General features: G+C 47.6%; 13 protein-coding genes, 1 tRNA gene and 3 pseudogenes. 14 read left to right on the top strand and 3 right to left on the bottom strand.

Translation table 11 applies throughout. From position 1 onward, the window contains the following. Positions 1 to 50: 50 nt before the first annotated feature. On the bottom strand, positions 51 to 713 hold the full coding sequence (locus XI25_RS22820) for a CatB-related O-acetyltransferase (RefSeq protein ID WP_046680358.1): 663 nt from the start codon (positions 711 to 713) through the stop codon (positions 51 to 53). Positions 714 to 1,361: 648 nt separating this feature from the next. On the opposite strand from XI25_RS22820, the gene XI25_RS22815 reads away from it, so the two are divergent. From XI25_RS22815 to XI25_RS22775, 10 genes and pseudogenes are all read left to right on the top strand, one after another. Continuing rightward, positions 1,362 to 1,772, top strand: a complete 411-nt coding sequence (locus tag XI25_RS22815) for a YjdF family protein (protein ID WP_046680357.1) — start codon at positions 1,362 to 1,364, stop codon at positions 1,770 to 1,772. A 390-nt stretch (positions 1,773 to 2,162) separates the two neighbouring features. After that, a complete protein-coding gene (locus tag XI25_RS22810) occupies positions 2,163 to 2,366 on the top strand; it encodes a hypothetical protein (RefSeq protein WP_046680460.1) in 204 nt (67 codons plus the stop codon). Continuing rightward, positions 2,356 to 2,649 carry a hypothetical protein gene (locus XI25_RS22805; RefSeq protein ID WP_046680356.1) on the top strand — a complete coding sequence of 98 codons (294 nt, stop codon included), beginning with the start codon at positions 2,356 to 2,358 and terminating at the stop codon, positions 2,647 to 2,649. Before XI25_RS22810 ends, XI25_RS22805 begins: the two co-directional genes overlap by 11 nt. Before the next feature lie 562 nt (positions 2,650 to 3,211). Continuing rightward, positions 3,212 to 3,661 (top strand): hypothetical protein, encoded by a 450-nt coding sequence (locus XI25_RS22800; RefSeq protein ID WP_235440083.1) that lies wholly within the window; start codon positions 3,212 to 3,214, stop codon positions 3,659 to 3,661. Next, positions 3,651 to 3,821: a hypothetical protein gene (locus XI25_RS35150; protein ID WP_235440082.1), complete on the top strand. Its 171-nt coding sequence runs from the start codon at positions 3,651 to 3,653 to the stop codon at positions 3,819 to 3,821. Before XI25_RS22800 ends, XI25_RS35150 begins: the two co-directional genes overlap by 11 nt. Positions 3,822 to 4,074: 253 nt before the next feature. After that, on the top strand, positions 4,075 to 4,392 hold the full coding sequence (locus XI25_RS22795; protein WP_046680355.1) for a DMT family transporter: 318 nt from the start codon (positions 4,075 to 4,077) through the stop codon (positions 4,390 to 4,392). Positions 4,393 to 4,404: 12 nt separating this feature from the next. After that, positions 4,405 to 4,753, top strand: a pseudogene (locus tag XI25_RS22790) (DMT family transporter). Between the two features lie 169 nt (positions 4,754 to 4,922). Then, a tRNA-Leu gene (locus tag XI25_RS22785) sits at positions 4,923 to 5,008 on the top strand. 155 nt (positions 5,009 to 5,163) lie between these two features. After that, the gene (gene ung / locus XI25_RS22780; protein ID WP_046680354.1) at positions 5,164 to 5,847 is read left to right on the top strand and encodes a uracil-DNA glycosylase; all 684 of its coding nucleotides are present in this window, start codon (positions 5,164 to 5,166) and stop codon (positions 5,845 to 5,847) included. 24 nt (positions 5,848 to 5,871) lie between these two features. Next, positions 5,872 to 6,267: a hypothetical protein gene (locus XI25_RS22775; RefSeq protein ID WP_046680353.1), complete on the top strand. Its 396-nt coding sequence runs from the start codon at positions 5,872 to 5,874 to the stop codon at positions 6,265 to 6,267. Positions 6,268 to 6,443: 176 nt separating this feature from the next. On the opposite strand, the pseudogene XI25_RS22770 reads toward XI25_RS22775, so the two are convergent. Together XI25_RS22770 and XI25_RS22765 are read right to left on the bottom strand one after the other, a co-directional pair. Next, positions 6,444 to 7,521 (bottom strand): annotated as a pseudogene (locus tag XI25_RS22770) (AI-2E family transporter). A 118-nt stretch (positions 7,522 to 7,639) separates the two neighbouring features. After that, positions 7,640 to 7,978, bottom strand: coding sequence for a L,D-transpeptidase (locus XI25_RS22765; RefSeq protein ID WP_046680352.1), 339 nt, complete (start codon positions 7,976 to 7,978; stop codon positions 7,640 to 7,642). 185 nt (positions 7,979 to 8,163) lie between these two features. On the opposite strand from XI25_RS22765, the gene XI25_RS33490 reads away from it, so the two are divergent. The 4 genes and pseudogenes from XI25_RS33490 to XI25_RS22750 all read left to right on the top strand — a co-directional run bounded on the left by XI25_RS33490 (position 8,164) and on the right by XI25_RS22750 (position 13,431). Then, a complete protein-coding gene (locus tag XI25_RS33490; RefSeq protein ID WP_160308947.1) occupies positions 8,164 to 8,313 on the top strand; it encodes a hypothetical protein in 150 nt (49 codons plus the stop codon). A gap of 167 nt (positions 8,314 to 8,480) precedes the next feature. After that, a complete protein-coding gene (locus XI25_RS22760; RefSeq protein ID WP_327204844.1) occupies positions 8,481 to 10,304 on the top strand; it encodes a cache domain-containing sensor histidine kinase in 1,824 nt (607 codons plus the stop codon). After that, the gene (locus XI25_RS22755) at positions 10,297 to 11,808 is read left to right on the top strand and encodes a response regulator transcription factor (RefSeq protein ID WP_046680351.1); all 1,512 of its coding nucleotides are present in this window, start codon (positions 10,297 to 10,299) and stop codon (positions 11,806 to 11,808) included. The genes XI25_RS22760 and XI25_RS22755 overlap by 8 nt, the downstream gene beginning before the upstream one ends. Positions 11,809 to 11,942: 134 nt before the next feature. Next, positions 11,943 to 13,431, top strand: a pseudogene (locus XI25_RS22750) (ABC transporter substrate-binding protein). The last annotated feature ends 49 nt before the right edge of the window (positions 13,432 to 13,480 follow it).

Below are 13,480 nucleotides of genomic sequence, written 5' to 3'. Positions count from 1 at the left end.
AGAAGGGACTATTGCTTTTAAAACTTATTAGTTGTTTATTCTAGCTGAAATTAAACGTTATGGTTTATTTCTTTTTGATAAAAGTCATATAATTGATTAACGGAGGAACTTGACAAGATATGACTGACCTGCTCAATTTTCTCGCGTTCCCAATCGAACCAACGCATTTCCTTTAACTTTTCAATTTCTTCGTCTGTAAAGCGTTTCTTGATCTGTTGAGCAGGATTACCGCCTACGATAGTATATGGTGGGACATCTTTTGCTACAACCGAACCAGCCGCAACAATGGCGCCCTCACCTATTGTCACACCTGGCATAATCATTGCATTCATTCCAATCCATGCATCACTTTCGATGACAGTATCGCCTTTTGGCGCGTAAGAAGTTTCAATCTGCTCCACAAACGGATACACGGTTATCCATTCAGGATGATGATTGTGATTCCCACCCATTAAAATAATTACGCCACTTGCAATACATACGTAATTTCCAATAATCAATTTATCTATATGCCAACCATGGTCTTCGATGGGGTTAAACAACTTTCTGGATTTTTCATCCCCCCATAGGTATCTAACACACCCATCTTCAAAATCATGATTATCGTAATAACCGGAATAGTATGAGTATTCCCCTACTTGAATCATTGGGTTCTTGACAATATCCTTTAAATACTTAATTTCGGACCAGTGTTCAAATTGATGTTGTTTCATTCTCTTTCCTCGCTTCTAAGTAGAATAGATCATTTTTTTACTTAGAAGCTTAATGCAGTAGCGACATTTTTAAACCTTATCAAACGACGAACCATCGCCCTCATCCTTTTCCTTTTTTGTTGGTGAGATTGTAACAAACGAATTATCTTTTCGTCAAACACGCAGTTCGAATACAGACTGAATTTTTTGATCCTTAAATGAGCACAATCAGACTGTAACTTAAACCATAGTTTTAGCACCAACTTGATTATTTTTCCTCTTTCTGGATCAACGAATATTTCTGTAACCCAACTGTAATTTTCCTATTTTTGTATGAATGCAACTTGTTGCTGTTTTTCTTTCTATGGCCATAATTGTTGTTCCTTAAGCATAGATTCACCCTCATGTAGTACTTTGTCGGTTATGTAATCCTTGTAAAACTGAACTGGTTATGTCAAAACTGGTGTTGCATCTGAGATATCGATGTTTGTATGCAAACTTGCAGTTACATGAAAAAGGTCAGTGTTGTATAATTGAAATTATGGAGCAAAAAAAACACAGTCTGGTTGGTAGTCCAGACGCATCGAGTCTTTTGTGAGGAATTCGATGCCAGTAACCTTCCCCCCTCGGGATGTCCATTGCTCCAAGGTAAGATTAGAGGGGGATTTTATGAAGCTAACCGTATATCATGATGGTCAATTTTGGGTGGGTATTGTTGAGGAAGTTTATGAAGGAAAATTGAAAGCGGGCAGGTTCCTATTTGGTTCAGAGCCAAATGATTCTGAAATTATTGAGTTCATAACGAGTCAAATATTTGACATGACAAGCAGGATGTCTCAGGAAGTCAAAATAAAAACTCCTTATAAACCGAAAATAAACCCAAAGCGTTTGGCAAGACAAGTATCTGCCGAAATGAAAAACAAAGGAATATCTTCTCATGCCCAAGAAGCAATAAAATTGGATTATGAGAAAAGAAAAAAAGAAAAGCAAACTTTTACTCGTCAACAAAGGGAAGAAATGAAAGAACGAAAGCGAGAAATAAAACATCAAAAAGCGAAAGATAAACATCGTGGAAGGTAGTTTAAAATTTTTTTGCACGTATTTGTTTTTGTTTTTTTTATTTTGAAAGTGGCATTGATAGTTCAAGATCGCCTTATCTGCTAAGGCGGTCTTGTTTTTGTCTAACAAACAAAATCAATATAAATTGCAGGAAATATCCCGAAGTGCTGGTTTGGCATCTCTATGCCGTGCAGTATTCCCTTACGCTCTTGAGTGGTAGCTTACAGAGATCCTTGCCTTTGAATTATATCGAAAATCACGTACGTCACCGGCGACATTTCATTCCGTTGCCGGAGCGCTGCCACAGAAACGAAGGTAAGTTATGGTGTTGAATTCAGGATGAAATTTACATTGATAAAAGAACTGATGTTCGCATATAATACAAACAAATGTTCCTGTTTGGAGGCGAACATGGTGGATAAATACATCGGCGATATCATCGAAATTATCTACATTGACGGGAAAGGCAATATCACACAAAGGAAGATTGAAGTGATCGGGGTAAAGGATGGACGTGTCCGTGCCCGCTGCCTGCAGTCAGGAGCACCGCGGGTGTTCCGGATTGAGAACATCCTCGCCATGCGTCCTGCTGGAGGTGGGCGCTATGCTTCCTGACTTAGAACGCAAGTTGCACCGAATCTTGATCAATTATCCAATGCACAGGCTGGGCCGTATGCCGGACATTAAGCTATTGGAACATATGATCGGACGCCAAAAGGAAGACATCATGCAGGCACTGCAAAGTTTGGAAGGCAAAGGGTACATCCAATGGCGGATTAAGCCGGATACGGCAAGCATTGTCGTGATCAAGGATGAAGAGGATTCTTCGCCATTTTCGACCATAAAACAGGGCAGCGGCAGCGATTATTGGACGTTTTTATTAGGTGCTTTGAGTTGAGTGATATTTTAAAAAATCATGAGGGTATATGGTTCTCTTGTATTTGAGGCGGAAAATGGATTGGTTTAGTTTAAAAGTTTCATGATCAAACGAGGGAGATAGTAAATAACATCCGATCCTAGAGTGGTGATGTTCGAAAAGCGCTCTAACTGGGCCCGTTTAAATCTAAATTTTTTCATAATGATGTACCTCCTTTCGGGAAAGAATGTCAAGAAGAGTCTCCCTCTTTACTTAAGGAGCAAATGGAAAATTCAGAAACACGTACCTGACAAAAAAAGAAAGATCCGATGAACAATAAAATCAATCCTACGAGTATCGAAATGATGACCTTTTCAAAACGACTAAATTTTTTTCATCGGCGCACCTCAATGGGATTTCCTGAATTATACAACATTAACTCGTTCGATCTCAAACGAAATGCTCTTACATGGTAATGGGAAAAGCCCGAGGAAATAGCTGTACGCAGGTTTGGGGAGACTTGTTGCGTTTTTTTTAAGCATTAAAGGTAACGCAAGCACAAAATAAGCATTTTGCCTATACAATATTGAAAAAGGAGTTACCCATGATGTGTGCTTATTCCCCGGTTTATTGGCATTATGGTTTTCGGCAGGCTAGTCATTGGGCGTTGACGCCGTCAGCCGTAGAGTTGAACAGGAAGTTCAGGACTCTATTGGAGCAGCATGTGTACTGGACCAGATTGACGGTAAACAGTATCGTTGGAGACCTCCCGGATGTAAAGGAAACCACGGAAAGGCTCCTCCGAAATCCCGACGATTTTGCGGCTGTTCTTGCCCTTTATTACGGTTCGGACATCGCGGCTAGGTTCGCGAACTTATTCCGGAGTCATCTTACGATAGCGGCCGAACTTGTTGGGGCGCTGAAGTCGGGCAACGCCCAAGCGGCGGCGGACGCTCAGATGCGGTGGTACGCCAATGCGGATGCGATTTGCTCTTTTTCTTGGCAGGATCAATCCCTATTGGTCCCAGGCGGAATGGCAGCGCATGCTGCGTGAGCATCTGAGACTTCTCAGCGAAGAGGTCACCGCTCGTATTGCAGGCGATCATTCGAAAAATATCGCTTTAAACGACCTGATCGAACCGCAGGCACTTGAGATGGCCGACATGATGACAAGCGGTATCATCCAACAGTTTCCGTCAAGCTTTCTCAGATAAGCAACCTGGAAAACACGATCGGCGCTGGCGACCTCGTTTTCCGAATCGCGCTTGCGCCAAGCTGAAGCATCCCCAAAGGAAATCTTCCCCAGGGATGCTTTTTAGTCTGCCGAACGAAATGGTATAATGAGGCTCGGAAGAACAGGCGGAGGATGCAAACATTTTTCAGCTTCGCGTGTTTGCGGCCGTTTCGGATCGGGCCGATACGGGCCGTGGACGTACAGTTTGCGTTTTGCGTTAAGGAGGGTAACGAGTGGTTTTCTATTTGTTTTTGGCAGGGGCCATCGTATTCGAAGTATTCGGCTCCACGATGCTGAAGCTTTCGCATGGATTTACTAGATTTGTTCCCGTCCTCGGGGTCGTGGCAGGTTATATTGCGGCCTTTTACATGTTGTCCAAAGCGCTTCAGGTACTCCCGCTGGGGTTGTCATATGCAACATGGAGCGGAGTGGGGACGATCCTGACCGTCATTATCGGGGTATATCTATTTAAAGAGAAGATCAACCGTCAGGGGTTGCTTGGCATTGCCATACTTACCATAGGCATCGTATTGCTGAATCTTGCGAAATAAGGGGGAAGGTCGTTGGGAGGCGCAGTGTACTTAGGTCTTGCCATTTTGTTTGAGTCCTTCGGGTCGACCATGCTGAAGATATCGGAGGGTTTCACGGAGCTTTGGCCGTCTATCGGGGTCGTGGCGGGTTTTGTGGGATCTTTTTATATTTCTTTCTTTTGCGTTAAAAAGCATTTCATTATCATCGGCCTATGCAACCTGGTCGGGAATCGGCACGGCTTTAACGGCAATCATCGGCGTTATCGCTTTTAACGAGCACATGTCGTTCATGAAAGCGGCAGCGCTGATCCTGGTTATTGCCGGAATTGTCCTGCTGAACAAGTCGAAAACCGGGTCCGAGGAATCCGGCCAGGCCGGATAGAACGTTTTAATTCCATATCAAAATATATGTGTTTGCAGCTTGAACCCCGACTATTATGAGGGCAATAAAATAACCTAAAAAAAAATGGTTGATCTTACGACCAATTATGGATATAATACTATTCATGACGCTTTAACTTGGTTATTTGCTTGTAAATAGCCCCTAATATGCCGGGGTGGCGGAATTGGCAGACGCACAGGACTTAAAATCCTGCGGTAGGTGACTACCGTACCGGTTCGAGCCCGGTCCTCGGCATACATGAATGTCAAGCGTGATAAAAAAATAAACCGTTCGCTATCTCTAAGATAGAAGGCGGTTTATTTTTTTTTGGAAAAGTTGTAATATTTTCTTAAGTTGTATCTATGAATCTATCAACTCGCAAGAGAGGCATCTGCCAGAAGGAGGCAGCCGTGTTTAACAACGATTGGGATCATCTTCTGCAAGAAGAGATGGAGAAGCCGTACTTTAACCAGCTGCGCTACAAGCTGGCCGTGGAGTACAAGGAGTTTAACGTTTACCCGCCGAAAGAGGATATTTTTCGGGCGTTAAAGCAAACGCCGTATCGGGACGTGAAGGTTGTCATTCTGGGTCAGGATCCGTATCATGGCCGCGGTCAGGCTGAGGGATTAAGTTTTTCCGTCAGACCGGGTGTGAGAATACCGCCGTCATTACATAATATTCATAAAGAGCTTGCAGCGGATCTCGGCGTGCCCATTCCGAATCACGGTTCGTTGATGCATTGGGCCAACCAGGGCGTCCTGCTTCTTAATGCAGTGCTTACGGTAAGGGAAGGTGAGCCGAATTCCCACAAGGGACTCGGTTGGGAGCATTTTACGGACGCGGTTATTTCTTTGCTGAATGATCGCGAAATCCCGATGGTATTTATTTTATGGGGGAGCCATGCCCAGAAAAAAGGCGCATTTATCGACCGCAAGCGCCACAAGGTGTTGGAATCGACCCATCCGAGCCCGTTTGCGGCACATAAAGGATTTTTGGGCAGCCGGCCTTTTTCGGCTTCAAACTCTTTTCTGACGGAGCATGGCATTAAGCCGGTAGATTGGAGCATTCCCGATCTGCCGGGCAGCGGAAGGTGAATAGACCGGGGAGGTGCAAGGGCGTTGAAGCATTGGATTGGACGTCGTGTGGTCGTTCAGCGCCGCGACGGCGGGAAAGTCACGATGGAAGGAACCCTGAAAGCCTGGGACGGTATACAGGAGAGGATTGTGCTCGCACCCGGTGACATTTCCGTCCCGTTTCAAGCAATTGCAAAAATTGAGCAGGCGAATCATTCACCCGCTCTAAACTCGATCGGTTACATGGTCAATCACTCGATCCAGTTCGACAATGCGGTTTATTTCCGGTCGAGCGTCATGGTATGGAGAGGCGACACCCTGGCAGCCTACCAGGCCGTACTTACCGCCCATGATGCGGAAACCGTGACCCTGTCGAACGGCATGCGCCTTCGCAAAGACGAGCATCGTTTTGTTGTCCGCTCGCTGCGCGGGCGCTCGTAGATCGAACGTGGATCGCATGCAGGTCGTGTCCCCAGAAGAAAGCGCCTTGGAGTAACCGTCTATTGAACGAGTCTTTTTCAGACGATGGACCCAAGGACGCTTTTTTTTGCTTCTTTTTTTGTTTGAAGTTCTTCCGCATAGGGGGTGAGCCGGATTTGGTGAAAAGGTACCGCGTTTTAAGCGTCCTCCACCTTTTCGGCAAGGAAGAGCTCGTACACGCGGATAAATATGATTTTTATGACCATATATGCCGGTATGGCCAAAAGCACGCCGAGGATACCGTAAAAATCTCCTCCGACGAGAAGCAAAATGACGGTAGTCAGAGGGTGGATGTCCAACTGCTTGCCGTAAATGACCGGGGTCAAAATATTGTCTTGAAATTGCTGTGCGACGACAATGACAACGACGGACCAGATGGCAATGCCCGGAGACTCGATGAATCCGACGATGACGACCGGTATGGCGGCCAAAAAGGCCCCGACATAAGGAATGAAATTCAGCACGAATGATATAAGCGTCAGCAACAGCGAGTATGGCAGGCCGATGATAAGGAAGCCGATGTACATGAGCGCGCTGAGCACCAGATTCAGAATAACCTTGCCGATAATGAAATTGCTAAGGGCGTTGTCGATATCGCTCAGCACTTCCTGACCGTCTCGCCGGTATTTTCGCGGTAAAATGCCGAGCAGCTTGGGCGGCAGTTTCCCGCTCTCCTTCAGCATGTAATAGAGAATGATCGGGACGGTGGCGATAATGATGACGATGTTGGAAACGACTGCAATGAGATTGCTGATCGAGGTGCTGATCCAGGACATGGCCCGGTTCGCGTATTCCATCAGCCGGGTATACAGCTCGGACTCCGAAGGCATGAAACGTGCCCAAAACGGATTTTTCTGGAGATGGTCCATTTGTTTCTGAAGATCGTCCACGAGGTTTGGCGCATTCATAATAAAGTTTTCGATTTGCTCTTTCAGCGTCGGCCATACCAAAAAAAACGAACATGGCAAACAGGCCGGCGAATGCAAAATAAATCATCAAAACACCCAACGAACGCTTGATTTTCCGCTGCTCGAGGTAATCCACGATCGGCCGCAGCAAATAATAGAAGAAACCGGCCATCGCCATTGGAAATAACAGCATGTTGAAGATGGAGACGAAAGGCCGGAACATAAAGCTGATCTTGGAGCCGAGATAGATAATTAACAGCAGCGCGATAATGCCGAGGCATGTCCGAAAGTATTTGCTCTGCATCATGGAACGATCCCTCCAAGGTATGTATTGTACTTTAAGTAGCTTCTAATAGTTCTCATTAACCAATTGCGGGCTCTTTGAATGAACGTGGAGCTTGTACGCCCGGAAGCGGCTAAGGGCTTCAAGGGCGGATGGTCACCTGCGTATGAATGGGAACGAGAGAGGCGAGCTGGTTAACGTCTTCGTTGTACATCCGGATGCAGCCGCGGGATACGGCTCTCCCGATGGAAGAAGGATCATTCGTACCATGGATTCCGTAATGGGGTTTGGACAAGCCGAGCCAGTAAGAGCCGTAGGGACCTCCGGGATTAGGCTGTTTGTTCACAATCGTGTAATTGCCCCGAGGAGTCTGGGTGGCCATCTTCCCGACGGCGATCGGATAGGTGCGGATCACCCGATCCCCATCCAGCAGATGAAGCCGGAAATCCGACAAATCAACAATAATCCGGTACTTTGGCATAATCATCACTCCTTTTCATCAGGTTATGCGCGGAAAGCGGATGATGTCCCTATCCGTAACGGAAAGGGCTTGTTTTTATTTGGGTACCATTATATTCCAACCCCTGAGCTGCATCGGGCCCGAGGGCCAAAAGGACGGCCGGAGCCGGAATCGGCAGCGAAGGAGAGCACGGGCTGGCCATCAGTTTGATCGAGCTGGGCATTCCCGAAGAGGATGCCGGGTCATATGAACGGCAGATAGAGGTGGGCCGTACGCTGCTGCTGCTGGAATGCAAGGAAATGCAGCGGGAGCGGGTAATTGAAATTTTCGCCAAAAACGGCGCTTTAAACGTTTAGCTTTGACGTTCTGTATCTTCGAAGGTCCGGGGACGATGGGGACCTTCTTTTTTTTGCTGCCCGTTATCCATGGAACATACATCAAATAAATTTACGCGGTTCATGTTATAGTAGAGAGACGGACTTTTGCGTCCGCTTGACCTATCAGGAAGGGGAGATGGAGAACCTTGTCTCCTGTTAACTTTTACCGTGCCAATATCAAAAACAATATGTTCACCAAAATGCTGCTCCTGTTCGTCCTGATCACGGTAGTGACGATTGTCTCTTTGTCGTATCTGATGTATCATTTTCTGTCTCAATCCGCCATCCGGAGCGAGCTTGATAAACAGCATGAAGCGGTGGAGCGAGTGGAGCGGTATTTGAATCAGAAATACGAAACCGTTCATTCCTACTTAAATGATATTTACCGGAGCGCTTCATTAAGCGAGGATATTTCGTTTTTCCTGATGAATAACTTCAATGAATACATGGCTAAAAGAATCGAGCGGTTCACCAGTTCCGCTACCTCCAACTCGGAGAGCGTCCTAGCCTATTTCAAGAAGTATCTCGAGGATGATCCGGATATCCAAAACATCATTCTATATAGTGCCGAAAAACAATATGTGTACGTTTATAAGCAGGGGAGCATGAACAAGCTTTATCAGGCCAATTCCATACGTTCATACATTCCGGATGCCATGGCGCTTGAAACGCAGAGCGTTACATTGCCCAATAAATGGGTGCGAAAGCTGACCGGCGACGAAGAATTGCCGCTGTATTCGATCCGCAGCCCGATCAACAACATGCGGACCTATAAAAACCTCGGCCAGCTGCTCGTCTTCTTCCGAACCGAAGGCTTGCGCCAGGTGCTGCAGAGTTACGCCCCAAATATGAAAGGCTACCTTCTTGTGCTTACCGCTGACGGTCAGGTACTCTACGACTCTTCCGGCAAGTATAACGGCAAGCGCTATCCCTATGCGGAGGAACTGCTTAATCCGAAGCAGACGGTTGAACTTGAGGAAGAATCCTATATTACCTCATTGCCGCATAATCAAGGCGGCTTTACGGTTGTCGGAATCGCGCCCAAGGCCCAGGTGGCCGCCTCCTATCAAGGCCTGCGGGATACGATCATTTTGGTGGCGACCATATGCGTGCTGATTGCGGTTATTCTGCCGTCCTTATTGATCGTGAACTATTCCAAAAGAACGAACAACATCATCCGCTTTATGAAGAAGGTGGAAACGGGGGACTTCGTGGCGAGAATACAGGATCCGAAAGAAGATCAACTCGGCCAGATTTCCCATAGCTTTAACGAAATGCTGAATGAGTTGACGAGATATATCGATAAGGTATATAAGGCCGAAATCAATCAGAAGAACGCGGAGTTATCCGCCCTTCAGGCGAGGATCAATCCCCATTTTCTGTACAATACGCTGGAAGTGATCCGCATGAGGGCATTATCTCAGGGTGCGCGGGATGTGGGTGACATGATTTACAGCTTGTCCGTGCTGTTTAAGAACATGGTCCAGACGAAGGAACGCTATACGCTGAAAGACGAGCTGGAGGCGTGCCGGCTATATTTGGAGCTGTTTCGGATCCGGTATAAGGACAAGTTTACGTATGAGATCCACTGCGAGCCGGAGCTAAGAAACATTTCCATGATCAAAATGTCGCTGCAGCCGCTGATTGAAAATTATATCGTACACGGCTTGAAAGCCGACCGGTACGATAACCGGATCGTCATTTCGGCGGTCCGCGTAGGGGAACGGGTCCGCGTAGTCGTAAGCGACAACGGCAAGGGAATGACGACGGAACGGCTGGCGGACATTCGCGAGCGTCTGCTTGCGGTAGAGGCGACCGGCGAATCCTTCGGGCTGCGGAGCGTAAAGGAGCGGTTAAAGCTGACGTACGGCAATGATTACGACATGGACATCGAGAGCGATCCGGAGCTTGGGACGACGGTGTCGATCGGGTTTCTGGAGAGGGATAAGGAGTTGAATGGCGATGTATAAGGTGTTTATCGTGGACGACGAGCCCTTTATTATCGAGGGCTTGTATGATGCAGTGGATTGGCCGGGATTCGGACTCGAAATCGTCGGTCATGCCGAGAACGGGAAAGAGGCCCTGGACAAGCTAAAGAACGTGCCGGCCGATATTCTGATTACGGATATTTCCATGCCGGTGATGACCGGTCTTGAACTGATTGCGGCCGCAAGGCAGGTCCGCCCCGAACTGAAGGTGATCATTCTGAGCGGATTCGACGATTTTGCCTATTTGAAAGAAGCCATGAGGCTGGGGATCGAAAACTACCTGCTCAAGCCGATCAATCTGCAGGAGCTTGAGGAGACTTTGTCCGGGACCATTGGCAAGCTGAACGCCAAACGAGCCCATTACCTGCTGGATGAATACGATATATCCATTTTGAGAAGTAATATCCTATACCGGTGGCTGACCGGGAAAATCCAGCAGGAGGAATTGGCCGAACGGGCCTCCTTGCTCGATCTCCGGCTGAATCAGCCGTACGTGATGGCATCGGTTCTCCGTTCCCCGTCGGTTAAGCTGGAAGAGGTGCTGAAACAGCTGACCGAGCGTGAGGAAAACGTCCTTTATCTGATCGACTACGACGGCGATTATGTGGTTATTTTTACGATGGATGATCCCGAAACGGACAAGCCGCGGGCGATCCGGCTGTTGCAGGAGGTCCGGGAACAGTGTTTTGGGGAGGAGATCACCATATCGCTCGGCAGCATTGAGGATCTTCAGACCCATAATACGGACAGTTACCGGCATGCCAAAGAGGCTCAGGAGTATTTTCTTGTTCTCCAGCAGCCGTCCTATGTCGATTATATGGACATCCAGGAGCGCAAGGATAAAACCTCGAACACGTTTTCCTGGCATTGGCCGGAATACGCCAAAGGGATAGCCGCCCGCGACAAGAACGCGCTTTTCCTTAAAATTGACAGCGATTTTGAGGAACTGCGGGGAATGCCGGGAATGGCTCCGGGAGTATTGCAGAGCGCCGCCGTTGAACTGATTATCCGGTTCAAAATGGAACTGAGCGACATCCAGTACGGAGCCGCTCCGGATTTCGTGAAAAACACGCTGGAACGCATCATGGAATCCGTCTCGATCGAAGATCTGATTGCCGCCGTCAAAGACGGGATCGGCGGTCTGGTCGATGCCTTGAACAGCGACATCAAAAGCCCGGTCATCCAGCAAATGCTCCACCATATCCACCAGTCTTATGATGAAGACCTTTCCTTGAAGGCGCTCGGGGCGCAGTACCATATCCATCCGGTATATTTGGGCCATTTGTTCCACAAAGAGACCGGGGAGAGCTTCACGGAATATATCAACCGATACCGAATCGAAAAAGCGAAAGAGCTGCTGCGAACGACGCCGATGAAAGTACAGGATATTTCCAGAAAAGTAGGTTATTGGGAAACTGGATATTTTTATAAACAATTCAAAAAGTATGTCGGTCTTTCTCCCAGGGACTTTAGAGGACTGCTCTGATTTCAAAAATCGGAGCAGTTATTTCTTTATTTTCACCATAATAACTTTAATTTTTCGCCTATGTGAAAATGCTTTCATCCGGTAACCTTAAATGTGTAGAAAGCAAACCAGAGAAACAAAAGGGAGGACAAACAATGAGTAAGTCTAAAAAGAAATGGCTGGTGCCGCTGACGCTGCTGCTGTCCGCATCCATGCTCCTGTCTGCTTGCGGTGGCAAAAAAGATGAGGCAAATGAAAGCGCAAGCAACGGAGGAAGCGCCGCTAAACCGGTGGAGTTGATCTGGTATACGGTAGGTCCGCCGCAGAAGGACCTTGATAAGGTCGAAGCTGAAATCAATAAGTACACGGCCGAAAAAAATCGGCGTAACCGTGGACATGAAAATGATCGACTTCGGTGACTACTCTCAAAAAATGCAGGTTATGGCCGCTTCCGGCGAGCCGATGGATATCCTGTTCACAAGCTCCTGGGCGTTCGATTACGTGCAGAATGCCAGAAAAGGCGCATTCATGCAACTGGACGAGCTGATCGAGAAGCATGGACAAGGCATCAAGGAAGCCATTGACCCTGCATTCCTGGAAGGCTCCAAGGTGGACGGACATAACTACGCCATTCCAGCCAACAAAGAGCTCCCTGCTCAAGAAGCATGGCGTTTCAACAAAAACCTGCTCGATAAGTACAACCTGGACATTTCCAACGTAAGATCGCTGGAAAGCCTCGAACCGCTGCTCAAGACGATCAAGGAAAAAGAGCCGAATGTTGTCCCGCTCGCAATCAACAAAGACTTCGGCCCGCTGCTTCCGTTTGATTACGTGATCGAGAAGATGCCGATGGCTGTCCACTTGGACGATAAGGACGAGCTTAAAGTCGTGAACTTCCTGGAAGCCCCTGAAACCATGGAAGCGCTGAAAACGATGAACAAATTCTATAAAGCGGGATATATCTCCCCAGAGGCTGCTACAACAACCTCGACGCAAGACTTGTTCACATCGGGCAACTGGTTTTCAGACCGCGCCGCTACACAGCCTTTCGCAGACAACTCGTGGAGCGAGAGTTATGGCTATCCTGTAGTTTCCACGCCTGCCGGCGACCCAACGATCTTTAACTGGTCCGTAATGGGCTCGATGCAAGCGATCTCCGCGAACTCGGATCACCCTGAGGAAGCGATGAAATTCCTGAACCTGCTCAACACCGACAAATATCTCCGCAACCTGGTGGATTCCGGTATTGAAGGCGAACACTACAAAAAGGTTAGCGAAAATGTGATGGAGAACCTGCCTGCTTCCAAGAACTACGATATGCCTACGTTCTCGCTGGGTAACGTGATGCTTACTTACCTGACACCTAAAGATCCGGAGAACAAGTGGGAAGAGTTCAAGAAGTTCAACGAGTCCGGTAAACCGGCTCCGCTGCTTGGATTCAACTTCGACCCAACCAATGTTTCTTCCGAACTTGCAGCAGTCACCAACGTGAAGGAAGAATTCTGGGCTCCGTTGATGACCGGTACGGTCGATCCGGAACAATTCCTGCCTAAAGCGATTGAGAAATTGAACGCTGCCGGCCTGGACAAGATTATCGCGGAAGCGCAGAAACAGGTTGACGCTTGGAAGGCAAGCAACAAGTAATCTGAGGTACGGCATTAAATAGGAGGGGCGGCGGGTTACCACCGCCCTT

This window comes from Paenibacillus sp. DMB20 (genome assembly GCF_000987955.1).
Lineage (GTDB): Bacteria > Bacillota > Bacilli > Paenibacillales > Paenibacillaceae > Paenibacillus_AQ.
Note: the sequence above shows the minus strand (reverse complement) of the source record. Positions and strands in the feature narration are given on the sequence as shown.

Excerpts from the sequence above, each read along its gene's own strand:
- XI25_RS22820 (WP_046680358.1), bottom strand. The coding sequence starts at position 713 with ATGAAACAACATCAATTTGAACACTGGTCCGAAATTAAGTATTTAAAG.
- XI25_RS22815 (WP_046680357.1), top strand. The coding sequence starts at position 1,362 with ATGAAGCTAACCGTATATCATGATGGTCAATTTTGGGTGGGTATTGTT.
- XI25_RS22810 (WP_046680460.1), top strand. The coding sequence starts at position 2,163 with ATGGTGGATAAATACATCGGCGATATCATCGAAATTATCTACATTGAC.
- XI25_RS22805 (WP_046680356.1), top strand. The coding sequence starts at position 2,356 with ATGCTTCCTGACTTAGAACGCAAGTTGCACCGAATCTTGATCAATTAT.
- XI25_RS22800 (WP_235440083.1), top strand. The coding sequence starts at position 3,212 with ATGATGTGTGCTTATTCCCCGGTTTATTGGCATTATGGTTTTCGGCAG.
- XI25_RS35150 (WP_235440082.1), top strand. The coding sequence starts at position 3,651 with ATGCTGCGTGAGCATCTGAGACTTCTCAGCGAAGAGGTCACCGCTCGT.
- XI25_RS22765 (WP_046680352.1), bottom strand. The coding sequence starts at position 7,978 with ATGCCAAAGTACCGGATTATTGTTGATTTGTCGGATTTCCGGCTTCAT.
- XI25_RS22755 (WP_046680351.1), top strand. The coding sequence starts at position 10,297 with ATGTATAAGGTGTTTATCGTGGACGACGAGCCCTTTATTATCGAGGGC.